The organism is Martinezella lusitana (assembly GCF_016901135.1).
Classification (GTDB): Bacteria; Pseudomonadota; Alphaproteobacteria; order Rhizobiales; family Rhizobiaceae; genus Rhizobium; species Rhizobium lusitanum_D.
Window position 1 is genome coordinate 49517 of the sequence record NZ_JAFEVL010000010.1, and the last position, 26724, is coordinate 76240.

The following is a 26724-nucleotide window of genomic DNA, read 5'->3' on the forward strand; positions in this document are numbered from 1 at the left end:
TGTTGGGTGATTTGCGACAAACCGCAAGAGCGGCAAGGCAGCAACCTATCGAATCCGGCTAAACCCGACTCGATCGATGCGATCCTACCGGGCCTGCGCTACCGGATTCCCGTGACAAAATGATGATGCGTGTCGATTTATATTCGGGCTTTTTTATTTGACCCGTGTGCCCATCAGGCGCGAGCGCAGAGCGTTGGACGCGGCATCGAACAGGAAGACGACGAGCAGGATCAACAACACCATGTAGGCGACGTTTTCCCAGTTCGCATTGGTGCGCATGGCTTCCCAGAGTTTCAGACCGATACCGCCCGCGCCGACGGCGCCGATGATGGTCGCGCCGCGCACGTTCGATTCCCACTGATAGAGCGTCTGGCTGACGATGACGGGGACGATCTGCGGTACGATCCCATAGCGATGCACGAGGATCGTTGAAGAGCCGGTGGATTTCACGCCTTCGCGCGGCTTGTTGTCGATGTTCTCGAGACCTTCGGAATAGAGCTTGCCGAGCGTGCCGGTTTCCGTGAGGAAGATCGCGCCGCTGCCGGCGAGCGGGCCTGGGCCGAAGGCGCGGGTCAGGAACAGCGCCCAGATCAGCATATCGACCGAGCGCAGGAAATCGAAGAAGCGCTTCAGCACCTGATTGAGCAACCGGTTCGGCGTGATGTTACGGGCGGCCAGGAAGGCGAGCGGGAAGGCGGCGAGCGAACCGAGCAGCGTGCCGAGGAAGGCCATGACGATGGTCTGGAACAGCTTGGTCCAGACATCGCCATGCTGCCACGCGCCGTTGTTCCAGATATTGTCGAAGGCCAATGAGAGGTTGGACTGGTCCGGCTCCAGCCGCGGTCCGGAAACGATCAGGCTTATGACTTCGCCCGCCGGCTTGTCGAAGAAGGGCGAGTGCGTGTCGAAGACGAAATTGGCCCAGCCGATGAAACGCTTGCGGATCTTCACGCGGTCCGTGGAAATGCTGACATCGCCGGCAAAGCCCATATTGGCAAGGATATTGTCGTCATAGACGGTCATCCAGCTCGGCACCGGCTGCGATCCGACGATCTTCGGCATGTCGCCGGTGATGTCGATCGGGATGGTCACGCCATGCGCCGTCAGGATGGCCTGCGTCTTGGTGATTGTGACCATGCGGCTGGTGCCGCTGACCGAAACGGTCATGCTGCCATCAGGCGCGGTCTTCACCCAATCCGGGTTGGGGTTGTCGCCCAGAGGCGAAAAGCGTGGATATTTGATGCTGATCTTGTCGCCGGAGATGCGGAATTCCGGCTGGACATCATAGCTGATCCATTCGCTGAGATAGATGCCGACGCGTTCCCAATGCGCTTCCGCGATGACTTTCGGCAGGTCGAAGAACCACACCGCATAGAAGCCATAGAGGATGACGCCGATGAAGATCATCAGCGCGCCGAAGCGCTGGCGGAAGGACCGGTGAAGGATCTCCGGGTAGCGCGCTTCGATTTCCTGCATACGGCCGGCGTCGATGACGGACATGGGAACCTCAATGCTGCAAAAGGAAGGCATGCTCGCCGACGAGACGGCGGCGGAGCCATGCGGAAAACTGGTCGACGGCGATGATGGTGATGAAGAGGAGCAGCACGAGCGCCACGGTCTTGGCGCCGAAGCCGCGCGAGATCGAGAGTTTCAGCTCCTCGCCGATACCGCCGCCGCCGACGGCGCCGATGATGGTGGAGGCGCGAACGTTGATCTCGAGGCGCAGCAGTGCATAGGACATGAAATTCGGCATCACCTGCGGCAGGGCGCCGAACCGGACGCGCTCCGTCCAGCTCGCACCGACGGCGCGCATGCCCTCGTCGGGTTTCATGTCGATATTCTCGACAACTTCGTAGAACAGCTTGCCGAGCGCGCCGATCGTGTGCAGGCCGACGGCGATGATGGCGGCGATCGGCCCGATCGACAGGATCGCCGAAAACAGGCCGGCGATGACGATCTCCGGAAAGGCGCGCAGGAATTCCATGATGCGCTTCGCCACCAGGCGGATAGGATTGGAAGGCGACAGGTTGCGCGCGGCAAGGAAGCTGAGTGGCAGCGCGAAGACGAAACCGACGATGGTCGATACCAGGGCTACATTGATCGTGATGATCATCAGCTCGAAATATTCGGGGATATAGAAATCGCCCCAGACATAGACGCGGCCGAGCGGGAAGTTGAATTCCTCGCCGCCGACGCCATTGGCACCGTTGGGGCTCGGCAGGTCGAAAAGCGCGCGATAGACGTCGGCCCAGTCCTTGGGGATGAGCCAGCTCAGGAAGTCGAAGAGATGCGGCAGACGGTCGAAGAAGTGGCCGGCATTGCTTTCGTCGGCAAAGCGGACGGAGCTGACGAAGGCAACAAGCAGAATGAGCAGGCCGATGCCCGTATAGAGGCGGCGGCGTGCCACCATCTTGCTCCAGGCGTCGCCGATATCCCCAGCGCTCTGTGGCGCGCCGTGCATCTTCAGCTGCGTATCGGCAATCGTCATGAATCCTGCCCTTTTGATAGCAAAAGGGCAGCCGTTGCCGGCCGCCCTGTCTTGAGAATGCGGATCAGCCGCCGATAGCAGCCTTACGAACGTCGATAACGGCGTTGTAGAAGTCCGGCTTCACCTTGACGTAACCCTTGAAGTCGCCGCCTTCGATGGCTGCGAAGCACTTGGCGTCGGTCGTCGGGAGCTTCATGAAGAAGTCGGTCAGCTTGGTCTGCCATTCGCTGCCGAGCGCATTGCGGACGACGAGCGGGCCGTTCGGGATCAGCGGCGAACGCCAGACTTCGACGAGCTTGTTCGGGTCGACGGCGCCCTTGTCGACTTCCTTGCGGAAGGTACCGGAGGTGTAGCCGTCCTTGAAGTCGCCGAGGCCCGAGGAATCGTCCACGGCAACGTCGACCTTGCCGTCATAGGCGGCGAGCAGGTTGTTTTCGTGGCCGCCGTTGAACTGGGTCGAGGCGAAGAACTTGTCGTTGGGCATGCCCGTGTCCTTCGGGATCTGCGTCAGCGGAACGAGATAGCCCGAGGTGGAGTCCGGATCGGCGTAGCCGAGCTTCTTGCCCTTGGCATCCTTGATGGTCTTGATGCCGGAGGATTTTAGAGCGAGACCGATCGAGTAATAGCCGGTCGAGCCGTCTTCCTGCTGCGTGGTTAGGATCGGGGTGACGGCCTTCGGGTCCTTGATGGCGACGGCTGCATAGCCGGAAGCGCCGAGTTCGGCGAAGTCGAGCGTGCCGCCGAGCAGGCCCTGGATAACGCCGTCATAGTCGGCCGCCGGAAACAGCGATACTTTCTCGAAGCCGAATTCCTTTTTCAGGTGGTCGGAGAGGCAGGCATAGTTGCGCAGGCGGTCGGCTTCGTTTTCGCCACCGAGAATGCCGACGCGGAATTCCTTGAGGTCTTGAGCGACAGCGCCGCCAGCAAGCGCGAGAAGCGCCGTGGCAGCGAGAAGGGTCTTCTTCAACATTGGGTTCGTCTCCTGATTAACCGGTGTCCCCGGATGCCTTCGGTCTAGAAAAAATGTGCCCTTGACGCGGGCTCTCGATCCCGGCCGTCCCTCTCAGAGACCGGCCAGTGCCAGCGGTTGCGGGCCGGCAGATTCGATTGCCGCGGCTTGCGCGGCCGGATCGGCGAAATTGATAGCTGTCGACGTCATGGTTTCGTCGATCCCGGCGCCGTCCTTGTCGGTGCCGTAGATTTCCTTGACAGCTGCAGCCGTCAGATCGGCCGCCTTGCCGTCGAAGACGACGCGGCCGGCTGCCATGCCGATGATGCGTTCGCAATAGTTGCGGGCCGTATCCAGCGTGTGCAGGTTGGTGACGACGGTGATGCCTTCGCGCTCGTTGATATCGCGCAGTGCGTCCATGACGATCTTGGCGTTGAGCGGATCGAGCGAGGCGATCGGCTCGTCGGCGAGCATCATCTTCGGCTGCTGCATCAGGGCGCGGCAGATGGCGACGCGCTGCTGCTGGCCGCCGGAAAGCGTGCCGGCCATCTGCAATGCCGTCTGCTCGATGCCGAGGCGCTCCAATGCGGCGATGGCTTCGATGCGCTCTTCGCGGGTGAAGACGGAAAGGAGGCTCATGACGGTCGAGCGCTGATTGAGGCGGCCGAGCATGACGTTGGTGAGCACGTCGAGCCGGGGAACGAGATTGAACTGCTGGAAGATCATGGCGCAGTCGCGCTGCCAGCTGCGCAGCGCGCGGCCTCTGAGCTTGGAGACCTCGACGCCGGAGAAATGGATGGAGCCGGAGCTCGGATCGGCCAGACGGTTGATCATGCGCAGCAGCGTCGACTTGCCAGCGCCGGAGCGGCCGATGACGCCGACCATCTGTCCCTGCGGAATGTCCAAAGTCACAGAATCGACGGCGAGCTTGTTTCCAAACCGGCGTGAGACATTCCTGAGTTCGAACATGAAGTTTCCCTTTCGCGGCTACGCCGGAGCGGCAAAAATGCATCCGATCCGGCACCATGAACGGGCGCACGCCCCTACCTCGAAGGGAGTTTCGAGAGGAGCACACGCCAAGTACAAGGCAACGCATTAGTCCCGCTTCGTGAAGCTCCAATGTCAGTTTTGTGTAAGTGCTGTTACAATCCCCGGCTATCCTGTACGATTAGCCGGCTGAGAGCTTTGGTTGCTTTTAGCCGTCAAACAAACCCGTCGGCAAACCATCCATGCTGACCACATTCTTCTCGCGCCTGTATTCCTCAATACCGTGAGGACCTTTGGCTTTGGCCCATTGATCGAGGCTCGGTCTTTCGCCCTCATAGGAAAAGAGCGGCACGCCGAAACCGCATGACGTCTGCACGAGATCGATGTCCAGCCAAACGATCTGCCGTGCGCCCAGCGGCTCGTCTCCGGCGTAGTGGCCATGCAGCAATTCCCGGTATTCTGGTAATGCCCGATGAATGATCCTGCCGCGGCCGTAAAGACGCAGGATCGTCGGCGGCCCCTCGACCGCGCAGAACATGATGGTCAGCCGGCCGTCGGCCTTCATGTGGGCCGATGTTTCGTTGCCGCTGCCGGTGCGGTCGAGGTAGATGGCCGTGTTCGGGGAGATGATGCGCAGGCACAGCGTTTCGCGCGGCGAAATATTGACGCGCGAATTGGCGGTCGCGGATGCCGTGAAGAAGATGTGTTGCCGCGCGATGAAATCGCGCAGCCGGTCGTCGATGCTGGAAAACTGCTTTGCCATGAACAGGCCTCCCTTATCCCGGGCTCGACAGATCGCCCGAGGTTGGATCGCCCATCGGCCCCATGCAAGCCCGATCTGGGCAGAAAACGTCCTCAGGCGCTGTAGCGATCCAGAAATTCCTCGCCGGAAAGGGCGCGGAAGTCGGCAAGCGCCGTGCGCAGGCGATCATGATCCCAATCCCACCAGGACAGCCTATCCATGCGTGCCCCGACCTCGGCGGTGAAGCGCTCGCGGATCAGCTTGGCTGGCACGCCGCCGACGATCGCATAGGGAGCGACATCCTTCGAGACCACCGCACCGGCGCCGATGACGGCACCGTTGCCGACCTTGACGCCCGGCAGGATGGTGGCGCCATGGCCGATCCACACGTCGTTGCCGATGATGACGCGGTGGTCGCGCCGCCAGGTGAAGAAGTCCGTTTCCATATCGGCATCCGGCCAATAGTCGGCGGCACGGTAGGTGAAGTGGTGCAGCGTCGCCCGCCATGTCGGGTGGTTGGTGGCGTTGATGCGCACGGCAGCGGCGATGTTGACGAACTTGCCGATGGTCGTGCACCAGACCGCGCCGTCCTGCATGATGTAGGAATAGTCGCCGATTTCGGTTTCGTCGATGCGGCAGCGGTCGGACACCTCGGTATAGCGGCCGAGCGTCGAATTGTTGACGCTCGCCGAGGCACTGATGAAGGGCGTTTCGCCCAGTTTGCGGCTCATGCTGCGGCCTTTCTCGGCGAAAATTGCGAAACGTCGAGGATGCGGCTGCCGACGGCTTCGCGCACCTCTTCGTCGTGGAAAATGCCGAGAAGAGCGACGCCGGCTCTCTTCTTCTGCTCGATCATGTCGACCACGACGGCACGGTTTTTGGCGTCGAGCGATGCTGTGGGTTCGTCGAGCAGGAGGATGGCGTGGTCGGTAATGAAGCCGCGCGCGATATTGACGCGCTGCTGCTCGCCGCCGGAGAAGGTGGCGGGCGGCAATTGCCAAAGCTCTTTCGGCAGGTTCAGCTGCGCAAGCAGCCCGGCCGCCTTTTCGCGGGCATCAGCGGGTGCGACGCCGCGGGCCAGCAGCGGCTCGGCGACGACATCGAGGGCGGGGACGCGCGGCACCGTGCGCAGGAACTGGCTGACATAGCCCATGGTCTGACGGCGCACCTCAAGCACGGTGCGGGGATCGGCGGTGGCGAGATCGACGATCTTGCCATTGTGCGTGACGAGGATCTGGCCGTTGTCGACGGCATAGTTGCCATAGATCATTTTCAGCAGCGAGCTCTTGCCGATGCCGGAGGGACCGCCGAGCACGACGCATTCGCCCGCGGCGACGGAGAACGAGACGTCGGCGACGACAGGCAGGCGGATGCCGTCGCGCAGATGCATGGTGAAGCTCTTGAAGACTTCGGAAACGACGAGTGGGGTTGCCATGATACTTCCTCAGACCTGCAGGATCGAAGAGACGAGCAGTTGCGTATAGGGTTCGCGCGGATCGTCGAGCACGCGGTCGGTCAGACCATGCTCGATGACGTATCCATCCTTCATCACCATCATGCGATGCGACAGAAGCCGGGCGACGGCGAGATCATGCGTGACGATGATCGCCGACAGGCCGAGATCATTGACGAGACCGCGCACGAGGTCGAGCAAGCGCGCCTGTACCGACACGTCGAGGCCGCCGGTCGGCTCGTCCATGAACACCAGGCGCGGGCCGGTCACAAGATTGCGGGCGATCTGCAGGCGCTGGCGCATGCCACCGGAGAAGGCGCGGGGCTGGTCGTCGATACGGTCGGCATCGATTTCGACGCGCTCCAGCCAGTCGATGGCGGTGTTGCGGATGTTGCCATAGTGGCGGTTGCCGATCGCCATCAGCCGCTCGCCGACATTGGCGCCAGCCGAAACCGTCATGCGCAGGCCGTCGGCGGGGTTTTGATGCACGAAGCCCCAGTCGGTACGCATCAGAAAGCGGCGCTCGGCCTCGCTCATGCGGAACAGCTCGCGATAGGTCTCGTCGCGCATATGATATTCGACGCTGCCGGTCGTTGGCAGCAGCCGGGTCGAGATGCAGTTGAGCAGTGTCGTCTTGCCGGAGCCGGATTCGCCGACGATGGCCAGAACCTCGCCGGGCCAGAGCTCGAAGGATACGTCACGGCACCCGATACGGCTGCCGTAGAATTTCGAGATGTCCTTGACCTTGAGAAGCGGTGTGTCGGTCATTCGGCAGCCTCCTTGCTACCAGGCAATCCATCGGACGCGAGCCCATTTGGCGCCAGCATAGGGCCGGCATGGCCGTGGGCGCGGCGGTCCTCGCAGAAATCGGTATCGGAGCAGACGAACATGCGCCCACCCTTGTCGTCGAGGATCACCTCATCGAGATAGACCTGCTCGGCGCCGCAAAGGGCGCAGGGCTTGTCGAAACGCTGCACTTCGAAGGGATGATCTTCGAAATCGAGGCTCACCACTTCGGTATAGGGCGGCACGGCATAGATGCGCTTTTCACGGCCGGCGCCAAACAGCTGCAGCGCCTCCGACAGATGCATTTTCGGATTGTCGAATTTCGGGGTCGGCGAGGGGTCCATCACATAGCGGCCGGCGACCTTGACCGGATAGGCATAGGTGGTGGCGATGCGGCCGTTGCGGGCGATGTCCTCATAGAGTTTCACATGCATGAGGCCGTATTCCTCGAGCGCATGCATCTTGCGGGTTTCGGTCTCGCGCGGCTCCAGGAAGCGCAGCGGCTCGGGGATCGGAACCTGGTAGACCAGGACCTGATTGGGGCCGAGCTTGGCTTCCGGGATACGGTGGCGCGTCTGGATGATGGTCGCCTCTTCCGTGCGGGTGGTCACGGCGACATTGGCGACCTTCCGGAAGAAGGCGCGGATGGAAACGGCGTTGGTCGTGTCATCGGCACCCTGGTCGATGACCTTCAGCACGTCGCTCGGGCCGATGATCGCCGCCGTCAGCTGCACGCCGCCGGTGCCCCAGCCATAGGGCATCGGCATTTCGCGGGAGGCGAAGGGCACCTGATAGCCGGGTATGGCGATGGCTTTCAGGATGGCGCGGCGGATCATCCGCTTTGTCTGTTCGTCGAGATAGGCGAAGTTGTAGGTGGCGAGTTCGGTCATTGGGCTGCCTCCGTCATGGGATCCATGCCGCCATCGCGAGCGGCCTCGAATTCGCGGCGCATGCGCCGCACCAGGTCGAGTTCGGCCTGGAAGTCGACATAGTGCGGCAGCTTCAGATGTTCGACGAAGCCGGTCGCCTGCACGTTGTCGGAGTGGGAGATGACGAATTCCTCGTCCTGGGCCGGCGCCACGATGTCTTCGCCGAACTCTTCGGCGCGCAGTGCCCGGTCGACCAGCGACATGGCCATGGCCTTGCGCTCGCTCTGGCCGAAGACCAGCCCATAGCCGCGGGTGAATTGCGGCGGCGCCTTGGCCGAGCCCTTGAACTGGTTGACCATCTGGCATTCCGTCACCTGGATGCGGCCAAGCGAGACGGCAAAGCCGAGTTCCGGTACCTCGAATTCGACCTCTACTTCGCCGATGCGGATTTCGCCGGTGAAGGGATGGTTGCGGCCGTAGCCGCGCTGGGTCGAATAGCCGAGCGCCAGCAGGAAGCCCTCGTCACCGCGCGCGAGCGCCTGCAGGCGAAGATCGCGGGTCATCGGGAATTCCATCGGCTCGCGTGTCAGATCGCCGATCTCGTGGTCAACAGGCATATTGCCGTCGCCCTCGATCAGCCCCTCCTCGCTGAGGATTTCGGAGACGCGCATGACGCGGCCTTGTTCGGCCGGCCGCTGCATCGGCTCGTCCACTTGCTCGTCGGTCAGAAGGCTCGGATCGAGCAGGCGATGCGTATAGTCGAAGGTCGGGCCTAGAAGCTGGCCGCCGGGCAGGTCTTTGTAGGTAGCGGAGATGCGGCGCTCGATCTTCATCGCCGCCGTGTCCAGCGGCTGGGAGTAGCCGAAGCGCGGCAGCGTCGTGCGGTAGGCGCGCAGCAGGAAGATCGCCTCGATCATGTCGCCACGCGCCTGGCGGACGGCGAGGGCTGCCAGCGTTCGGTCAAAAAGCGAGGCTTCGGCCATGACGCGATCGACGGCGAGCGCCAGCTGCGCGACGATCTGGTCGATACCAACAGCCGGCAGCGAACGGTCGCCGCGGCGACGGTCGGCCAGTAGCCGGTGAGCATTGGCGATGGCGGCTTCGCCACCCTTTACGGCAACATACATATGTCACATCTCCGTCGCGGTGATCTTGGTGGTGCGCGGCAGGCAAAGGAATTGCCGGCCAGCTGTCAGAACGAGATCGACGCCGCGCGGGAAGAGCGCGCGATTGTCGGTCCAGATGCGCAGGAATGCATCCGGCAGGCCCCTGGGCGCGATCATGTGGACGCCGTTGATGCCGGGTCCCGAAAGTGCCAGATCCTTGCCGCCTTCGAGGCTTTCGACTTCCAGCACGAGCGTCGTCGAACGGTCGGGATATTCCTGAGTGCCGATGCCGAACTGGTTGAAGGAGGAAAGTGCCATGCCTGCCTCGATGAAGGCGAACATCGCTTCCAGCCTTTCCGGTATGATAGGCGCTCCGGTATGGAAGCTCAGCCATTCCGGCAGGCTCGATCTGCCGAGGCTGGTCGAAAGCCAGACCGGCGTATCATGGTCGCAAAGGGTCAGCCCGATCGCACCGGCGGCGATGCCGAGCGGCGCAGGCGGAGCGATGTCGGCGTTAACCGCCTGCAAGGTTCCCGGGCGCGCCATCGCGTCCATCATCATCTTGAAGACGCTCTGTGCATCGAACACCGGGTCGGTGAAACCGCCGGTCAATGCATCATTTCCGAAGGTGGAGGGAGTAGTGATGCTCATCAGTCTTCTCCGCGAACCATGGTGAAGAAATCGACGCGGGTCGCGGCCGTCTCTTCGGCGCGCTTGCGATCATATTCGGCGATGCGCTCGGTGACCGGTTGCAGGATCGCCTTCTCGACGAATTCCTTGGTGGCGGGCAGCTGCCAGAGGGCATCGAAGATCGCGGAGAGTCGTGCCTTTTCCCGATCCGTGCCGAGTGCATGCGCATGGCCGATGGTGCCGGACGCCAGCCGGATGGTGGCGCGGGTCACCGTGACCTCGCCGAGATTGAAGGGAGAGCCGCCGCCGCCGATGCGGCCGCGCACCATGACCAACCCCGTTTCCGGCCCGCGTACCGGCTGCACCGCCGGCTTGCTCGGCAACGCTTCCCAGGCTGCATCGAGCTCGTCACGTTCGGCCTGCGCCAAAAGATCGGCAACCCGCTTGCGCTCGCGGCGCTCCTGTGCGGCCGCTTCCTGCCTTTGTGCTGAATTCATCGCATCTTCCCTTAAATGTCTATTGATATAGACAACTATACAAGATAGTATTATATCTATTAGTGAGTCGTGACAAGCGTATGACAGGGCGGGTGAGCAGGATGGCGGGGCAGAAGGTACAGCGGCAGACGGGCGTGGCGCTCTGGCGGCAGATTGCCGACCGGATCCGCACGTCGATCAATCACGGCGACTTCGACGAAAGCGGCATGGTGCCGCCGGAAACGACGCTGGCGCTGCAGTTCGGGGTCAACCGGCACACCATCCGCAGTGCGCTCGCCGCGCTGGCGCAGGAAGGCATCGTCAGGGCCGTGCAGGGGCGCGGTACGCTGATCGAGCGCAAGGAGCGGCTGAGCTTCCCGATTTCGAAGCGGACGCGATTCTCGCAAGGCATCGGCGATCAGGTGCGCGAGACCCGCAGCGTCCTGCTCGCGACGAGCGACGAGACCGCGAGCGCGGAAGTCGCCCGGTACCTCAAGATCAAGACCGGTACGCCACTCGTGCGTCTGGAAACGCTCGGTCAAGCGGATCATCGTCCGGTATCGCGCGCCACCAGCTGGTTCCCGGCGGATCGGTTCGGCAATATCGCCGAGATCTACCGGTCGACCGGATCGATCACCAAGGCGTTTCGGGAGCTTGGCGTGCCGGACTATGTACGCGTCGTCACCGAAATCACCGCGACGCATGCCGACGAAAGCGATCTCGCCGATCTCCAGCTATCTCCCGGCGCCATCGTCCTGATCACGCAGGCGCTGAACACCGATCTCGACAATGTGCCGGTGCAATATTCGATTTCCCGCTTCGCCGCCGACAGAGTGCGTTTCACGATCGAGAATTGAGGTTCAACGTATTTGGATTCGAGCTAGGAAACCGGCTGAGCATCGCTCGGTGGCCATTGCTGCGCGGCATGAAGAATGCGGATTATTCGCACCGTCTCGTCTGCGAGATCGTAAACCAGCAGATAGTTTCTATGCACGACGAGTTCTCGTGTCCCGGATACGCGGCCGGGTCGGCCCGTCATCGGGTGTGTAATAAGCTGCATTGATCGCTTGGCAAAGAGTTCATCAAGCGCGAGTGCCGCGGAGGCATTGTCCGCCTCGATATAGGTATAGATTGCGCGTCGGTCAGCTCTTGCTTCGGGAGTCCAGGCTAGCTTCACGAAGATTTTCCGCTTAGCTTGCGGCGCGTTTCTTCTCGCAAGGCAGCGAACTCGGCTTCGACGTCGTCGGCAGGAATGAGATTGCCCGCATTGGCGGAAGCAAGACCGGCCTGAACCTGCTGGCGAAACCATACGTCATATTCGGCTGCGTCTTGTTGACGTTTCACATAGTCACGCATGAAACCTCGAAGCAATTGCGCTCCGGTTTGATCATGGGCTTTCGCAGCCTCGCTGAAAGCGGACTTCAAATCTTCTTCAACCCGAAAAGTAAATGTAGCGTCCGTCATATCCGACCCATGTGTTACATATACAGTGCAATGTAACACATCTCGCTACAATTTCCACCCCTCGACCATACAGGCGGGTGAGGGGTGGTTTTTCAGCCGCTCAATGCGCGCCGGACATGTCGCCGAGGACTTCCTTCGAGGCGACGGTGGAATCGGCCTTGAGCTTGTAGACCATCGGCACGCCGGTCGCGAGGTTGAGCGCCAGGATCTGTTCCTTGCTCAGCCGGTCGAGAACCATGACGAGCGAGCGCAGCGAATTGCCGTGGGCTGCGACCAGTACGTTCTGGCCGGCGAGCACGCGCGGCAGGATTTCCGTGAGATAATAGGGCCAGACGCGAGCGCCGGTGTCGCGCAGGCTTTCGCCGCCGGGCGGCGGGACGTCGTAGGAACGGCGCCAGATGTGAACCTGCTCCTCGCCCCACTTGGCGCGGGCGTCATCCTTGTTGAGGCCGGAGAGATCGCCGTAGTCGCGTTCGTTCAGCGCCTGGTCCTTGATGGTCTCGAGACCGGTCTGGCCGACGGCGTCGAGAATGATGTCAAGCGTATGCTGGGCGCGGACCAGAGCCGACGTGAAGGCGATGTCGTACTTGATGCCGTAGTCGGCCAGTGCCTTGCCGCCGGTTTTGGCTTCCTCGACGCCGAGGTCGGTCAGGTCGGGATCCTTCCAGCCGGTAAAGAGATTCTTCAAATTCCAGTCGCTCTGGCCATGGCGAACGAGGACGAGAGTACCGCTCATAAATGTCACTCCTTGATAGAGCAATTCCAGGAAAAGTGCGTAGCGGTTTTCCGTCCGGAATTGCGAGACAATAAAAGGCTGGAGCGGATCGGCAGTTCCGTGCCGACCCGCTCCAGGATCGGATCAACGTGTGGAGAGCCCGAGAACATCGAGCATGGAATAGAAGCCGGGTTTCTTGTCGCGGGCCCAAAGTGCCGCTTGCAGCGCGCCTCGGGCAAACAGCGAACGGTCACCGGCGCTGTGGGACAGGGTCAGCCGCTCGCTCTCGCTGGCGAAGATGACCGAGTGATCGCCGACCACGCCGCCGCCGCGCAGGGTCGCAAAGCCGATCGTGCCAGCCGGACGCGGGCCGGTATGGCCATCACGCACGCGCACGGAATTGTCGTCGAGATCGATGCCGCGCCCTTTGGCTGCGGCCTGGCCGAGCAGCAGCGCGGTGCCCGAGGGCGCATCGACCTTGTGCCGGTGATGCATCTCCAGCACTTCGATATCCCAGTCGGCGGAGGGAAGGGCGCGCGCCGCCTGCTCGACGAGCACACTCAAAAGGTTGATGCCGAGGCCCATATTGCCTGATTTGACGATGCGGGCATGGCGGGCGGCCGCCTGGAACTTGGCATCGTCCTCCGCCGTGCATCCGGTCGTGCCGATGATGTGGACGATGCGCGCCTGCGCGGCAAGCCCGGCGAAGGTGACGCTGGTTACCGGCGTTGTGAAATCGATGACGCCCTCGGCATGCAGAAAGGCGGCAAGCGGATCGTCGGTGACGGGAATGCCGATCGGCCCCAGCCCGGCAATCTCGCCGGCATCCTTGCCGATGAAGGCGGAGCCGGGACGCGCGACGGCGGCATGCAAGGTCAGGTCCTCGGTGGCGTGAATGAGGCGGATCAGAGCCTGCCCCATGCGGCCCGCCGCGCCAACCACCACCAGCTTCATCGCATCGTCGCTCATGTCGTCTCTATCGTCTTATTTGCGGGAGTTGCCGGAAACGGCCGGCCGCTGAAGGTTGTTGAGGCGAGCGTAAAGGCCATTGTCGGCCTCCGCAAGCGTCTCGTGGTTGCCCTCTTCGACGACGCGTCCGTTCTGCATGACGATGATCTTCTCGGCCCGGACGACCGTCGACAGGCGGTGGGCGATGACGACGACCGTGCGGCCGCTCATGGCTTCGTCCAGCGCCTTCTGCACGGCGGCTTCCGATTCCGTGTCGAGCGCCGAAGTCGCTTCGTCGAGCAGCAGGATCGGCGCGTTGCGCACCAGCGCGCGGGCGATCGACAGGCGCTGCCGCTGGCCACCGGAAAGCGTCACGCCGTTTTCGCCGACCGGCGTGTTGTAGCCCTGCGGCTGCGTCACGATGAAATCATGGGCATAGGCCAGGCGGGCTGCCTCTTCGATCTCCGCGTCGGTCGCGTCAGGGCGGCCATAGCGGATGTTGTCACGGATCGTACCTTCGAAGAGATAAGGCTGCTGCGAGACATAGGCGAGCTGCTCTCGCAGAGACTGCTTCGTAACGTGCGCTATGTCCTGCCCGTCGATGAAAATACTGCCGGCCTTCGGATCGTAGAAGCGCGGAATGAGATTGATGACGGTGGATTTCCCGGCGCCGGAAGGGCCGACTAGCGCCGTGGTCTGTCCGCCCTCGGCAGTGAAATTAACGCCGGATAGAACCGCCTCGTCGCCATAAGCAAATTCCACGTCGCGGAACTCTATGCGGGCGTCAGTCACGGTAAGCGGCTTGGCGTCCTGCAGATCGCGCTGGCGCGGTTCCATGTCGAGCAGTTCGTAGATCATCCGTGCATTGACGACCGCGCGTTCAAGCTGCGTCTGCAACTTCGCGAGGCGGCGGGCCGGATCATAAGCCAAAAGCAGCGATACGATGAAGGAAAACACTGCGCCTGGCGGCACATTTTCATAAATCGAACGGTAGGCGGCATAGGCAAAAACGCCGGCGACGGCAAAGCCGGCAACCGTTTCGATCAGCGGGCCGTTACGCTCGGAAATGCGAACAATACGGTTTTGTCGATTCTCTGCTGCCGTAATCAGCTTGTTGATCTTGCGGTCGAGTTCGGGCTCCATCGTGAAGGCCTTGACGATGGAAATGCCTTGAATGGTTTCCTGCATCGCGCCAAGCACGCGGCTGTTGAGAACGACCGCCTCGCGCGTGACGGCGCGCAGGCGCTTGGAGATGTGGCGCAAGGCCAGAAATACAGGTGGGGCAATGACGAAAAAGATAAGGCTGAGCAATGGGTCCTGATAGACCATGTTGCCGAGCAGAAAGACGAATGACAGAAAGTCGCGCGCCGTAGACGTGATGACGAGGTTCATCACATCGCGGATGCCGGAAACGTTTTGGCTGACCCGCGCGGCAATCTGAGCCGAGCGCGCTTCACTGAAAAAACCGACTGACAGCGTCATCAGATGCGCATAGAGGCGCCGTTGATAGCGAGCGATGATGTCATTGCCGATCTTGGACAGAATGACCGATTGAAAATAGCCGGCAAAACCACGCGCTATAAAAGCCGCAAGTATAGCAAGACAAATCAGCCACATGACTTCGGCGCGGCGCTCGTAGAAAGCGCCGTTGACGATCGGCCTCATAACAAAGGCCATCATCGCTGTGGATGCTGCGACGACAATGAGGCAAAAGATTGCGACCGAATAGCCCCAGACATGATCACGGCCGTTTTCAGCTATAACGCGCTTCAGGACAACGGTAATGGCTTCGCTGTCGATATCGGTCTTTTTCGTGTTGGGCGACTTCAAAAATCGGTTTCCTGTCTCAAACCAAGTGAGCCGCGCACGGCACATGCTGCCGCGGCTCTATAAAGAGTTAGGACGGCTTTGGCTAGGGACGGCCTGCCGCACTGGTTAAGGCCGATCTCGGAGCCGACCTTATTATAGAGGAAGGCGGCTCCTTCAAAAAGGCATAGCGCGTCAGTAGTTTCGATGCGCCATCGGCTATTGAAAGCGATCAACGCCGCCAGCGGCGGCCGTCGGTCGCAAGCCCAAAGCTCGACGGCTTGCGGGCGTAGGCCGCAAGGCCGGAAAGCGCAGCCAGCGGATTGACTACGACATGGGTCGGGATCGTTTTCATCATTTCGCTATGCGGCGCCTTGTCCTCGAAGGCGGCGCGGAATTCCGGCTTCTGCAGCGCTGGCAGGATCTTTTGCGAGATGCCGCCGGAAAGATAGACGCCGCCGCGCGCCATGAAGATCATGGCGATATCGCCGGCAAGGCGACCGAGATAGGTGACGAACAGCGTCAGCGTCTCCTCGGCCTGCGCGTTGGTGCCAGCAAGCGCATGGGTGGTGATATCGGCCGGCTCCTTCAGGCTCGGCTCGACGCCGTCGACCTTGCAGATGGCATGATAGAGGTTCTGCAGCCCGCGGCCGCAAATGATCTGCTCGGCCGAGATGCGGCCTTCGATGGCCTCCAGATGCGGCCAGATCTGCAGGTCGCGTTCCGTGCGCGGACCGAGATCGATATGGCCGCCTTCGCCCGGCACCGGTATCCACTGATGCTGGGTGTGGATCAGGCCGGCGACACCAAGCCCGGTGCCCGGTCCGAGCACGGCGCGCGAGGCAGCCATGCTATCCCGCGTCTCGCCGATGGTTTCGCGATGCTCGTCGGCAACGTCGGCGATTGCCAGCGCCTGCGCCTCGAAATCGTTGATGACGAGCACGTCTTCGATGCCGAGATTGGCGATCATCGTCTTCGGACGGATCACCCAGTCGCAATTGGTCAGCGGAATTTCATCGCCCTGCACGGGGCCAGCCATGGCAAGGATCGCGGCGCGGGGCTGGACCTTGCTCTTTTTGAGGATCAGCTTGATCGCATCGTCGATCGTCTCGAAATTCGCCGTCTGCACGACAGGAAAATGCTCCTGTTCGGAATTCGCATCGGCAAGGATCGAGAAACGCGCATTGGTACCGCCGATATCGCCGATGAGAATCGGAAAAGGCAGGGGGGCATCGCTGTGATTAAGCTCGGGCATGGCCAGGTCCGTCGTCTGCCGCCGGCAAGGCGGATTAATGGTTCAGTGTTTTGATCAGCCGCTCGGCGGTGGATTCGTTGAGCGCCATCGGAATGTCGTAGACAACGGCAAGCCGCGTCAATGCCTTCACGTCGACATCGTGCGGCAGCGGGGTGAGGGGGTCGATGAAGAAGACGAGCATGTCGATCTCGCCGGTGGCGATCAGCGCGCCGATCTGCTGGTCGCCGCCGAGCGGCCCGCTTTTCAGGCGGGTGACCTTGAGATCGGGGCAGGCGTCGAGCACGCGGCCGCCGGTCGTGCCGGTCGCGACGATATGCCAATCGGCAAGGGCCGCTTCGTTACGCCGCGCAAACTCCGCCATCGCATCCTTTTTCTGATCGTGCGCGATCAGCGCGATGCATTTGCCGCCGGCCATGAAGTTCTTGCTCCGCCCAGTATTTTCAATCGATTTATCCGCCTTCTATACCAAGAGCAGGAGCTTTGAAAGGCCGCTCCGGCAAGGACCGTCCAAGCCTCACTGCTGCGGGATCTGGCCGGGCGGCGTATTGCCGGAGACCGGCATCGTCTCCGTTTCCGCCGACGCGCCGGCACCCGTGGCGCCAAAGGTGGCAGCGCGGACGGAAGCGACCGGCGGCGCGGCCAGCACGGCCTGGCAGGCTTTGGGCAGATCGGAAACCATGACCTCGCGGGGCTTTGCCGGCGGCTTCGCGCCGGGCTTCGGCTTTGCCCACGGTTCGGGGCCGAGCCACCAGGCGAGCGTCTTGTCGCAGCCGTCGCCGGCCGCAACCGGGGCCTGCGGCGTGCAGCCGACCGAGCCGGCGGGGCAGCGGATGCGGATATGGAAATGCGAGTCATGTCCATATTCCGGGCGCAGCTTGCCGAGATTGCTGCGGTCGCCGGTCCATGTGTCGCACATCTTCTTCTTGATGGCCGGATTGACGAAGATGCGCTCGACTTCGGGGTAGCTGGCCGCCCGCATCAGCAGACGGGCATGCGCCGGCGTCCAGATCCTGTCGTTGATGGTCAGGAACTTGTCCTTCGCCAGCATCGAGGTGAAGGGCAGGGTCTCGCGCTCCGCAGCCGTCAGCTTATGCGGAGGCATGGGCGTCAGCCATACATCGGCGTCGAGGCCGATCTGATGCGAGGCATGGCCGTTGAACATCGGGCCGCCGCGCGGCTGCGAGATGTCGCCGACGAGCAGGCCCGGCCAGCCGTCACGCATCGCCGCATCGCGTGACAGGCGCTCGAGAAGGCCGATCATGTCAGGCCGGCCCCAGCGACGGTTGCGCGACAGGCGCATGGCCTGCCAGGTCGGCCCGTCGGCGGGCAGCGCCACGGCGCCGGCAAGGCAACCCTTGGCATAAAAGCCGATCGATTGCGGCGGTCCCTGCGTCGGTAGCGTCACGGCCCCGAAGATCGCCTTGGCACTGCCGGGCGTCGGCCCCGCCTGCTGCGCCAGTGCATCGCCGGCAATGAGGCCCATGCCGATCGTGGCGGCGAGGGAAAATTTGCCGAGAGTTTGGCCGATAGTTTGGCCTATAGTTTGGAAAGTGCGAACCAGGAGCGAAACCATGCATATCCTTGAAAGGCGGTCGGAACAGGCCGAGTGATTTGCGGCGAGATTACCTTGAAAAGGAAGCGAGGGTAATCCACGTTCAATCGCCGGTGGCTGATGAGCGACTGTCCGTCGCCCGCTTAGGCCGTCACTTCTGACGGATCAATTTGCCAGGATTTCCTCCGTCTTGCGAATACGCGACAGTCGCGGCAATACCTTCGTGCAGGCGAAATCCTGCATTTCCGGCGAAAAAGTCGTCACTGCGTCCTCGGCGACGATGACGGCATAATTTGCCGCATGGGCATCGCGAACGGTCGATTCGACGCCGAAATTGGTGGCGACACCGGTCAGGATCAGCGTTTTGATGCCGCGGCGACGAAGCTGCAGATCGAGTTCGGTGCCGTAGAAGGCGCTCCATTGGCGTTTGACGATCGCGACATCCGGCGTCAGCGCCGCGATTTCGATGGGTGCCGCCAGGGCGGCCGGCGACAAGCCTCCGGCGGGAAGGGCGAAGGTTTCGTCGGTGGGCTGATTGACAGCGTCGGTATAGTCCGGGGAAAATCCAACCGTTACAAAAACGGTGGTTCCACCATCGGCCTTCAGCTTGTTCGCGATGGCAACTGTATTCGCGACGATCTGTTGAGCGGAATAGGGGGCAAGCGGCCGGCTGAGAACGAGGCCTTGCAGGTCGATGGAAATAAGCGCGGTGGTCCGGGGATCGTAAAGAGGCATTTGGAGCTCCAAGAGAAACATGAGGGTATCCTCACAATGGAAATATGAGGATGACCTCACAAAAATCAAGTGAAGAATTGAAGACGCGCACCCCGAAGCGGCAGCGCGGCCATGATCGTGTCGTCGTCCTGTTGGAAGCGGCCGCAAAGGTCTTTGCGCGAAAGGGCTATGAAGCCGCAACGATGACTGAGATCGCAGCCGAGGCGCGCTCCTCCATCGGTTCGCTCTATCAGTTCTTTCCGACCAAGCTCTTGCTTGCCGAGGCGCTGCATGTCGATCGCCTGGAGCGGCTGGAGGCGGTTCTTCGGGGCATGGTGGAGAGGAGCGCTGGCATTTCCCCAGCCGATGGCGGCGAAGCGATATTCGATGCGCTTGGTGCGTTCATAGAGGAATTTCCGGAATTTCCGGTTCTCGCCACGCGTCGGGATATTCCCAAGGACCGCAAGGCGCGCGCGCGGGCGGAGTTGAAGGAATTGATCGCCACCGTCCTGCGGCAGGCGCAGCCGCCGATAGCGGACGATGTCGACCTGATGTCGGGCATCGTTCTCGAGTTGTTGCGCATGGTCGTCGCTGTCGCCAATGAACCGGAAGCTGCCGAGGACCGGCGCGTCGTCAGCGAATTGCGCCTGATGCTGCGAAGGCGTCTCGAAGAAGCGGCGGCAAAGACCTGATTTCAGGAACCGTCCATTGGCGGCTTTATGAAGAGGTGAGCAATTGCGTCCTGCTTTTTGCCCTCATTTGTCCTATGCTGATTCCCTAGAAATCATCAGGAGATCATGAATGGCGTTGTCGCGGTTGAGAGCAGGCTTGGTCTTTTCTCTTTTTTGCCTGCTGGCCCTGCCAGCGCCCTCGCAAGCCGAAGAACCGCAGTTCCGCATCGGCACGGCCGTTCTCGGCGACCTCAAATACCAGCCGGGCTTCAAGCATTTCGATTATGTCAATCCGGATGCGCCGAAGGGCGGCGAGTTGAAGCAGTCGAGCAACGGCACATTCGACACGCTCAATCCAGTATTGTTCAAGGGGAATCCGGTTGCGGGCATAGTTCCCTTGGGTCCCGGCCTGGTCTTCGATACTCTTTTGAAATCGGCAGACGACGAGATCGCCTCCTCCTATGGATTGCTCGCCGAGGGCGTTTCCTATCCGGACGATATTTCCAGCGCCACTTTCCGTCTGCGGCCGGAGGCGAAATGGGCTGACGGCCAGCCGGTGACGCCTGAGGACGTCATCTTCAGCTTCGACAAAGCCAAGGAACTTAATCCGCTTTTCACCAGCTATTACAGCCATGTGACGCGCGCCGAAAAGACCGGCGATCGTGACGTGACTTTCTCCTTCAATGAGAAGGGCAACCGCGAACTGCCGTCGATCCTCGGCCAGTTTCCGATCGTGCCGAAGCATTGGTGGGAAGGAACCGGCCCGGATGGCAAGCCCCGCGATATCTCCCGCACGACGCTTGAGCCGGTCATGGGCTCTGGCCCCTACAAGATCGTGTCGGTCTCCCCCGGTTCGAGCATTCGTTATGAATTGCGTGACGACTATTGGGGCAAGAATCTGCCCGTCAACGTCGGCGAGGACAATTTCAGGACGATCTCCTATGCCTATTATACCGACGACGTCGTCGAGTTTGAGGCTTTCCGCGGTGGCAATATCGACTATTGGCAGGACAATGTCGCAAGCCGTTGGGTGACTGGATACGATTTCCCCGCCGCGAAGGACGGTCGCATCAAGCGCGAGGAAGTGCCTAATCCCCTGCGCGCCGCCGGCGTGATGCAGGCATTGGTGCCGAATTTGCGCCGCGCCCAGTTCCAGGACGTGCGCGTTCGCGAAGCGCTGAACTATGCCTTTGATTTCGAGGAATCGAACCGCACGACCGCCTTCAATCAATATAGCCGCATCAACAGCTTCTTTTTCGGCACCAAGCTTGCCTCGTCCGGACTGCCTGAGGGTCGGGAGTTGGAACTGCTGAACGAGATCAAAGACAAGGTTCCGCCAGAGGTCTTTACCACACCCTACACCAATCCCGTCGGCGGCGATCAGCAGAAGGCTCGTGACAATCTCCGCAAGGCGCTCGATCTGTTCAAGCAGGCGGGATATGTTCTGAAGGGCAATCAGATGGTGAACGCCCAGACGAGTCAGCCATTTTCCATCGAAATCCTGCTCGGCAGCCCTTTCGTGGAGAAATGGGTGCTGCCCTATGCCCAGAACCTGAAGAAAATCGGCATCAACGCCACTGTACGAACCGTCGATTCCTCGCAATACATCAATCGGGTGCGCAGCTTCGACTATGACATGATCTGGAATGTATGGGCGCAGTCCCTCTATCCCGGCAACGAGCAGATCGATTTCTGGGGCTCGGCCTCGGCCAATCGCCAAGGGTCTCGCAATTATGCCGGCATTTCCGACCCCGGTATCGACGCCCTGATCACCAAGGTCATCTTTGCCAAGGACGTTACCGACAAGGATGCCTCAGCCAGGGCGCTCGACCGCGTGCTGCTTGCTCATCACTATGTCGTTCCGCTTTTCTATACCACGAGCTTCCACATCGCCTATTGGGACAAATTCGAACATCCGGCCCAACTGCCCTATTACTCTATCGGCTTCCCCGACGTTTGGTGGTCGAAAAGCGCCGGAAAGTGAGCGACTCTTGCAATGACGGGCGCGCTGGGCTCCAAATGCCCAGGCTGATTCGATGGTTTCAGGCTCACATGACTGCGCCTGTTCGATACGGCGGAAGGGAACGAACGATTTGAACGACGGATGGATTGAGGCTTGGCAGAACACGTTCCTCTTTGAGGGAGCGGCCGACTGATGGGCGCCTATATCCTGAGACGCCTGCTGCTGATGATCCCGACCATCGTCGGCATCATGGCCATTTCCTTCACCATCGTACAGTTCGCGCCCGGCGGCCCGGTCGAGCAGGTCATCGCGCAATTGACCGGCCAGGGCGACAACGCCACCGGCCGCCTTTCGGGCGGCACCGACATACTGGCCCAGCAGGCGACCGATGACAGCGGCTCGAAATATCGCGGCGCGCAGGGGCTCGATCCCGAGCTGATCGCCAAGCTCGACAAGCAGTTCGGCTTCGACAAGCCGCCGCTCGAGCGCTTCGGCCAGATGATGTGGAACTATATCCGCTTCGATTTCGGCGAAAGCTTCTTCCGCAATACTTCGGTCATCGACCTCATCGGCCAGAAGCTGCCAGTGTCGATCTCGCTCGGCATCTGGATCCTGATCTTCTCCTATGCCATTTCCATCCCGCTCGGCATCCGCAAGGCAGTGCAGGATGGATCGACCTTCGATGTCTGGACATCGGGCGTCATCATCATCGGCTATGCCGTCCCGAGCTTCCTCTTCGGCATCATGCTGATCGTGCTGTTTGCCGGCGGCTCCTTCTTCGACTGGTTCCCGTTGCGCGGCCTCGTCTCGGATAATTTCGCCGATCTCAACTGGTGGCAGAAGATCCTCGATTATCTCTGGCATCTGGTGCTGCCGCTGATCTCGCTGTCTCTTGCCGCCTTTGCCACCACGACGCTGCTCACCAAGAATTCCTTCATCGAGGAAATCAAGAAGCAGTATGTCACCACCGCTCGCGCCAAGGGCCTCAGCGAACGGCGCGTGCTCTATGGCCATGTCTTCCGAAACGCCATGCTGATCGTTATCGCCGGCTTTCCCGGCGCCTTCATCTCCGCCTTCTTCACCGGCTCGTTGCTGATCGAGAACATCTTCTCGCTGGATGGCCTCGGCCGCCTCAGCTATCTCTCCGTCGTCCAGCGCGACTATCCGGTGGTGTTTGCGACGCTCTTCATCTTTTCGCTGCTCGGCCTCGTCGTCAGCCTCGTTTCCGACCTGATCTACACCTGGATCGATCCACGCATCGACTTCGAGCGGAGGGATGTGTGATGGATGCACGCAACCCTCCGGCAACCCCGACGACGGTAAAGCCGCCGCGCAAGGGGCTGTTCTCGCCGACCAACGTGCGCCGCTGGGAGAATTTCAAGGCGAACCGCCGCGGATACTGGTCGCTCTGGATCTTCTTGGTTCTGTTCGTCCTCACCCTCGGTGCGGAATTCATCGCCAACGACCGGCCGATCCTCGTCTCCTACAAGGGCGAGATCCTGACCCCGATCTTCGTCGATTATCCGGAGGAGAAGTTCGGCGGCTTCCTGGCGCAGACGGACTACCGCGCGCAGGATATTCAGGATGAGATCAATGCCAATGGCTGGATGCTCTGGCCGCCGATCCACTATTCCTATCAGACCGCCAATTCCAACCTTCCCCAAGGAAAGTCGGCGCCGACCCCGCCATTCTGGATGATGAGCAAGGAGCAGCGCTGCTCCGGCTATGTGGGAGGTGTTGCCGACCCGAACTGCAACTGGAGCAATTTCAACTGGCTTGGAACCGACGACCAGGCGCGCGATGTGCTGGCTCGGCTGATCTACGGCTTCCGCATATCGGTGCTGTTCGGCCTGGTGCTCACCATCTGCTCGGCTGTTGTCGGCGTCTGCGCGGGGGCGGTGCAGGGTTATTTCGGCGGATGGACAGACCTGTTGATGCAGCGCTTCATCGAGATCTGGTCGTCGATGCCGGTGCTCTATATCCTGCTGATCATCGCCTCGGTGCTGCCGCCCGGCTTCTTCATCCTTCTCGGCATATTATTGCTGTTTTCCTGGGTGGGTCTCGTCGGCGTCGTGCGCGCCGAATTCCTGCGGGCGCGCAATTTCGAATATGTCCGTGCCGCCCGTGCGCTCGGTGTCGACAACCGCACCATCATGTACCGTCACCTGCTGCCGAATGCGATGGTCGCGACGCTGACCTTCGTCCCCTTCATTCTGTCCGGTTCGATCTCCACCTTGACCTCGCTCGATTTCCTGGGCTTCGGCATGCCGCCCGGCTCGCCGTCGCTGGGTGAAATGATCGCCCAGGGCAAATCCAACCTCCAGGCTCCCTGGCTCGGGCTTTCGGCTTTCTTCACCATGTCGATCATGCTGTCGCTGCTGATTTTCATCGGCGAGGCCGTGCGTGATGCCTTCGATCCGAGGAAGACGTTCCGATGAGCGAAAATTCCACTCCCTTGCTGTCCGTCCGCAATCTGTCCGTCGCCTTTCACCAGGGCGGGGGTACGTCGACCGCCGTCGATGGCATCTCCTTCGATATCCGCAGGGGCGAGGTCTTGGCGCTGGTCGGCGAATCCGGCTCCGGCAAATCCGTCTCTGCCAATTCGATCCTGAAGCTGTTGCCCTATCCGGCCGCCAGCCACCCCTCAGGCGAGATCCTGTTCAAGGGCAAGGATCTCTTGAAGGCATCCGACAACGAGTTGCGCGCCGTGCGCGGCAACGACATCACCATGATCTTCCAGGAGCCGATGACCTCGCTCAATCCGCTCCATTCGATTGAGAAGCAGATCAGCGAGATTCTGGCCTTGCATCAGGGCATCGTCGGCCAGGCCGCCCGTAGCCGCACGCTGGAGCTCCTGAACCAGGTCGGTATCCGCGAGCCGGAAAAGCGCCTCAAGGCCTATCCGCACGAGCTGTCCGGCGGCCAGCGCCAGCGCGTAATGATCGCCATGGCGCTTGCCAATCGTCCCGAACTGCTGATCGCCGACGAACCGACGACGGCGCTCGATGTGACGGTGCAGGCGCAGATCCTCGAACTGCTGCGGGATCTCAAGGGCGTGCATGGCATGTCGATGCTGTTCATCACCCATGACCTCGGCATCGTCCGCAAGTTCGCCGACCGCGTCTGCGTGATGACCAAGGGCCACATCGTCGAGACCGGCCTGGTCGAGGATGTCTTCACCCGGCCGCAGCATGAATACACCCGTCATCTGCTTGCCGCCGAGCCGCGCGGCGAGCCGCCGCTTGGCGACACCAGCAAGCCCGTGGTCATGGAAGGCAGTGATATTCGTGTCTGGTTCCCGATCAAGGCGGGCTTCATGCGCAAGGTCGTCGATCACGTGAAGGCGGTCGACGGCATCGATCTCAAGCTCAGGGCCGGCCAGACGCTCGGCGTCGTCGGCGAATCCGGCTCCGGCAAGACGACACTCGGCCTGGCGCTGGCCCGGCTCATTTCCTCCCAGGGGCGCATCGCCTTCGTCGGACAAGATATAGCCGGCTATTCCTTCCGCGAGATGCGGCCGCTCCGCAACCAGTTGCAGGTCGTCTTCCAGGACCCCTATGGTTCGCTGAGCCCGCGCATGTCGGTCGGCGAAATCATCGCCGAGGGGCTGAAGGTGCATGAACGGTCGCTTTCGGCTGAAGAGCGCGACCAGCGCGTCTGCTGGGCGCTGGAGGAAGTCGGCCTCGATCCGTCCACTCGCTGGCGTTTCCCGCACGAGTTTTCCGGCGGCCAACGCCAGCGCATCGCCATCGCCCGCGCCATGGTGCTGAAACCCCGTTTCGTCATGCTGGACGAGCCGACCTCGGCGCTCGATATGAGCGTGCAGGCGCAGGTGGTCGATCTCCTGCGCGATCTGCAGCGGCGGCACGACCTCGCCTATCTCTTCATCAGCCACGACCTGAAAGTGGTCAAGGCGCTTGCCAATGATTTGATCGTCATGCGGTTCGGCAAGGTCGTCGAGCAGGGCACCTCGGCCGATATTTTCCGCGCGCCGAAAGAGGATTATACCAAGGCGCTTCTCGCCGCCGCCTTCAACATCGAGGCGGTGCCCACCGCCGCTATCCAGCAGTGAAGACCATCGCAATGCCCGCCAAAAAACCCGTTCTCGTCGACCTCAAATTCAATCCCGCGACAGTCGCCAAAGCGCTCGAGACCGCCTTTGCGGATCGAGGCAGCATCAATCTGGCCGATCCCGCCAGCAAGGGCGCGGATCTGAGCCATGTCGACTATGCGCTTCTGTGGAAGCCGGATGCCGACCTTTTTGAGCGTGCGCCCAATCTCAAGGTCATCTTTTCGGGCGGCGCCGGCGTCGATTCGATGATGTCGATTGCCGGCCTGCCGGATATTCCGATCGTCCGTTTCGTCGATCGCAGCCTGACAACGCGCATGAGCGAATGGGTCGTGATGCAATGCCTCATGCACCTGCGTGATGTCCCCGGACATTTCAGGAATCAGCGTCAGCGCATCTGGGCTCAGCAGCAAGGCCCCGAGGCGGGTGATGTCACCGTCGGCGTCATGGGCCTTGGCGTGCTCGGCTGCGATGCCGCCGCCAAGCTGAAGGTCATGGGTTTCAACGTCATCGGCTGGTCCCGCAACAAGAAACAGATCGATGGCATGGAAACCTTCGATGCCGACGAGCTGGATGCCTTTCTCGCACGGACCGATATTCTGGTCGGGCTGCTGCCGCTGACGCCGGAAACAACTGGGCTATACGACGCCTCGCTCTTTTCCAGGCTTCGCCGCGACGGCGCTCTCGGCAAACCGGTGTTCATCAATGCCGGCCGCGGCAAGAGCCAGGTCCAGGCCGATATCGCCTCGGCGATCAGGACTGGCGTGCTTGGCGGAGCATCGCTCGACGTCTTTACAGTCGAGCCTTTGGCGGCGGACGATCCCCTCTGGGGTCTGGAAAATGTCATCATCACGCCGCATGATTCCGCCATGTCGGAGGAAAGAGCGCTGTTCCGCTATGTCGAGGAACAGATCACCCGCTTCGAACGCGGTGAGCCGCTGCTGCATCTGGTGGATCGCGGCCGGGGTTACTAGAGCAATTCCAGGAAAAGTGCGCAGCGGTTTTCCGTCCGGAATTGCGTAAAAATAAATAGATAGAGCGGTTTGGCGATTCCTTGAATCGCTGAACCGCTCTAACCCTC

General features: G+C 61.4%; 28 protein-coding genes. 7 read left to right on the forward strand and 21 right to left on the reverse strand.

Annotation, left to right across the window (positions count from 1 at the left end):
- Window positions 1-153: 153 nt before the first annotated feature.
- The 12 genes from phnE (JTP94_RS03140) to phnG all read right to left on the reverse strand — a co-directional run bounded on the left by phnE (JTP94_RS03140) (window position 154) and on the right by phnG (window position 10507).
- Window positions 154-1500: a phosphonate ABC transporter, permease protein PhnE gene (phnE, locus tag JTP94_RS03140; RefSeq protein ID WP_204849110.1), complete on the reverse strand. Its 1347-nt coding sequence runs from the start codon at window positions 1498-1500 to the stop codon at window positions 154-156.
- A gap of 7 nt (window positions 1501-1507) precedes the next feature.
- Window positions 1508-2488, reverse strand: coding sequence for a phosphonate ABC transporter, permease protein PhnE (gene phnE / locus JTP94_RS03145; protein ID WP_204849111.1), 981 nt, complete (start codon window positions 2486-2488; stop codon window positions 1508-1510).
- A gap of 64 nt (window positions 2489-2552) precedes the next feature.
- Window positions 2553-3458: a phosphonate ABC transporter substrate-binding protein gene (phnD, locus tag JTP94_RS03150; RefSeq protein WP_204849112.1), complete on the reverse strand. Its 906-nt coding sequence runs from the start codon at window positions 3456-3458 to the stop codon at window positions 2553-2555.
- A gap of 93 nt (window positions 3459-3551) precedes the next feature.
- Window positions 3552-4406, reverse strand: coding sequence for a phosphonate ABC transporter ATP-binding protein (phnC, locus tag JTP94_RS03155; RefSeq protein ID WP_204849113.1), 855 nt, complete (start codon window positions 4404-4406; stop codon window positions 3552-3554).
- 226 nt (window positions 4407-4632) lie between these two features.
- Window positions 4633-5187: a pyridoxamine 5'-phosphate oxidase family protein gene (locus tag JTP94_RS03160; RefSeq protein WP_204849114.1), complete on the reverse strand. Its 555-nt coding sequence runs from the start codon at window positions 5185-5187 to the stop codon at window positions 4633-4635.
- Between the two features lie 92 nt (window positions 5188-5279).
- On the reverse strand, window positions 5280-5897 hold the full coding sequence (locus JTP94_RS03165) for a DapH/DapD/GlmU-related protein (RefSeq protein WP_204849115.1): 618 nt from the start codon (window positions 5895-5897) through the stop codon (window positions 5280-5282).
- Complete coding sequence (phnL, locus tag JTP94_RS03170) at window positions 5894-6601, reverse strand: phosphonate C-P lyase system protein PhnL (protein ID WP_204849116.1); 708 nt, start codon at window positions 6599-6601, stop codon at window positions 5894-5896. The genes JTP94_RS03165 and phnL overlap by 4 nt, the downstream gene beginning before the upstream one ends.
- 9 nt (window positions 6602-6610) lie before the next feature.
- Window positions 6611-7387 (reverse strand): phosphonate C-P lyase system protein PhnK, encoded by a 777-nt coding sequence (phnK, locus tag JTP94_RS03175; RefSeq protein WP_034512073.1) that lies wholly within the window; start codon window positions 7385-7387, stop codon window positions 6611-6613.
- Complete coding sequence (locus JTP94_RS03180; protein ID WP_204849117.1) at window positions 7384-8295, reverse strand: alpha-D-ribose 1-methylphosphonate 5-phosphate C-P-lyase PhnJ; 912 nt, start codon at window positions 8293-8295, stop codon at window positions 7384-7386. The genes phnK and JTP94_RS03180 overlap by 4 nt, the downstream gene beginning before the upstream one ends.
- Complete coding sequence (locus JTP94_RS03185; RefSeq protein ID WP_204849118.1) at window positions 8292-9401, reverse strand: carbon-phosphorus lyase complex subunit PhnI; 1110 nt, start codon at window positions 9399-9401, stop codon at window positions 8292-8294. Before JTP94_RS03185 ends, JTP94_RS03180 begins: the two co-directional genes overlap by 4 nt.
- Window positions 9402-9404: 3 nt before the next feature.
- Window positions 9405-10031, reverse strand: coding sequence for a phosphonate C-P lyase system protein PhnH (gene phnH, locus JTP94_RS03190; RefSeq protein WP_204849119.1), 627 nt, complete (start codon window positions 10029-10031; stop codon window positions 9405-9407).
- On the reverse strand, window positions 10031-10507 hold the full coding sequence (gene phnG, locus JTP94_RS03195; protein ID WP_204849120.1) for a phosphonate C-P lyase system protein PhnG: 477 nt from the start codon (window positions 10505-10507) through the stop codon (window positions 10031-10033). The genes phnH and phnG overlap by 1 nt, the downstream gene beginning before the upstream one ends.
- Window positions 10508-10608: 101 nt before the next feature.
- Between phnG and phnF the strand changes: the two genes are divergently transcribed.
- Window positions 10609-11343: a phosphonate metabolism transcriptional regulator PhnF gene (gene phnF, locus JTP94_RS03200; protein WP_204849121.1), complete on the forward strand. Its 735-nt coding sequence runs from the start codon at window positions 10609-10611 to the stop codon at window positions 11341-11343.
- Window positions 11344-11366: 23 nt separating this feature from the next.
- Here the strand turns inward: phnF and JTP94_RS03205 are convergent, their stop codons facing one another.
- The 9 genes from JTP94_RS03205 to JTP94_RS03245 all read right to left on the reverse strand — a co-directional run bounded on the left by JTP94_RS03205 (window position 11367) and on the right by JTP94_RS03245 (window position 18961).
- Window positions 11367-11663: a type II toxin-antitoxin system RelE/ParE family toxin gene (locus tag JTP94_RS03205; RefSeq protein WP_204849122.1), complete on the reverse strand. Its 297-nt coding sequence runs from the start codon at window positions 11661-11663 to the stop codon at window positions 11367-11369.
- A complete protein-coding gene (locus tag JTP94_RS03210; protein WP_204849123.1) occupies window positions 11660-11950 on the reverse strand; it encodes a CopG family ribbon-helix-helix protein in 291 nt (96 codons plus the stop codon). Before JTP94_RS03210 ends, JTP94_RS03205 begins: the two co-directional genes overlap by 4 nt.
- Window positions 11951-12050: 100 nt before the next feature.
- A complete protein-coding gene (locus JTP94_RS03215) occupies window positions 12051-12686 on the reverse strand; it encodes a 2,3-bisphosphoglycerate-dependent phosphoglycerate mutase (protein ID WP_034512063.1) in 636 nt (211 codons plus the stop codon).
- A 123-nt stretch (window positions 12687-12809) separates the two neighbouring features.
- The gene (dapB, locus tag JTP94_RS03220; protein ID WP_204849124.1) at window positions 12810-13634 is read right to left on the reverse strand and encodes a 4-hydroxy-tetrahydrodipicolinate reductase; all 825 of its coding nucleotides are present in this window, start codon (window positions 13632-13634) and stop codon (window positions 12810-12812) included.
- A gap of 15 nt (window positions 13635-13649) precedes the next feature.
- Window positions 13650-15488 (reverse strand): ABC transporter ATP-binding protein, encoded by a 1839-nt coding sequence (locus tag JTP94_RS03225; protein WP_409456581.1) that lies wholly within the window; start codon window positions 15486-15488, stop codon window positions 13650-13652.
- A 163-nt stretch (window positions 15489-15651) separates the two neighbouring features.
- Window positions 15652-16674 (reverse strand): glucokinase, encoded by a 1023-nt coding sequence (locus JTP94_RS03230; RefSeq protein WP_204849126.1) that lies wholly within the window; start codon window positions 16672-16674, stop codon window positions 15652-15654.
- Between the two features lie 34 nt (window positions 16675-16708).
- Complete coding sequence (locus JTP94_RS03235; RefSeq protein ID WP_204849127.1) at window positions 16709-17089, reverse strand: methylglyoxal synthase; 381 nt, start codon at window positions 17087-17089, stop codon at window positions 16709-16711.
- Between the two features lie 99 nt (window positions 17090-17188).
- Window positions 17189-18247 carry a penicillin-insensitive murein endopeptidase gene (gene mepA / locus JTP94_RS03240; RefSeq protein ID WP_204849128.1) on the reverse strand — a complete coding sequence of 353 codons (1059 nt, stop codon included), beginning with the start codon at window positions 18245-18247 and terminating at the stop codon, window positions 17189-17191.
- A 144-nt stretch (window positions 18248-18391) separates the two neighbouring features.
- Window positions 18392-18961: an isochorismatase family protein gene (locus JTP94_RS03245; protein WP_204849129.1), complete on the reverse strand. Its 570-nt coding sequence runs from the start codon at window positions 18959-18961 to the stop codon at window positions 18392-18394.
- Between the two features lie 44 nt (window positions 18962-19005).
- On the opposite strand from JTP94_RS03245, the gene JTP94_RS03250 reads away from it, so the two are divergent.
- From JTP94_RS03250 to JTP94_RS03275, 6 genes are all read left to right on the forward strand, one after another.
- Entirely contained in the window at window positions 19006-19632 is a 627-nt protein-coding gene (locus tag JTP94_RS03250) for a TetR/AcrR family transcriptional regulator (protein WP_204849130.1), read from the forward strand.
- Window positions 19633-19741: 109 nt separating this feature from the next.
- Complete coding sequence (locus tag JTP94_RS03255; RefSeq protein ID WP_204849131.1) at window positions 19742-21595, forward strand: extracellular solute-binding protein; 1854 nt, start codon at window positions 19742-19744, stop codon at window positions 21593-21595.
- A gap of 171 nt (window positions 21596-21766) precedes the next feature.
- On the forward strand, window positions 21767-22858 hold the full coding sequence (locus tag JTP94_RS03260) for a microcin C ABC transporter permease YejB (protein WP_204849132.1): 1092 nt from the start codon (window positions 21767-21769) through the stop codon (window positions 22856-22858).
- Complete coding sequence (locus JTP94_RS03265; RefSeq protein ID WP_204849133.1) at window positions 22858-24012, forward strand: ABC transporter permease; 1155 nt, start codon at window positions 22858-22860, stop codon at window positions 24010-24012. The genes JTP94_RS03260 and JTP94_RS03265 overlap by 1 nt, the downstream gene beginning before the upstream one ends.
- Window positions 24009-25646 carry an ABC transporter ATP-binding protein gene (locus JTP94_RS03270; RefSeq protein ID WP_204849134.1) on the forward strand — a complete coding sequence of 546 codons (1638 nt, stop codon included), beginning with the start codon at window positions 24009-24011 and terminating at the stop codon, window positions 25644-25646. Before JTP94_RS03265 ends, JTP94_RS03270 begins: the two co-directional genes overlap by 4 nt.
- An 11-nt stretch (window positions 25647-25657) precedes the next feature.
- Complete coding sequence (locus tag JTP94_RS03275; RefSeq protein ID WP_204849135.1) at window positions 25658-26617, forward strand: glyoxylate/hydroxypyruvate reductase A; 960 nt, start codon at window positions 25658-25660, stop codon at window positions 26615-26617.
- Window positions 26618-26724 lie beyond the last annotated feature (107 nt).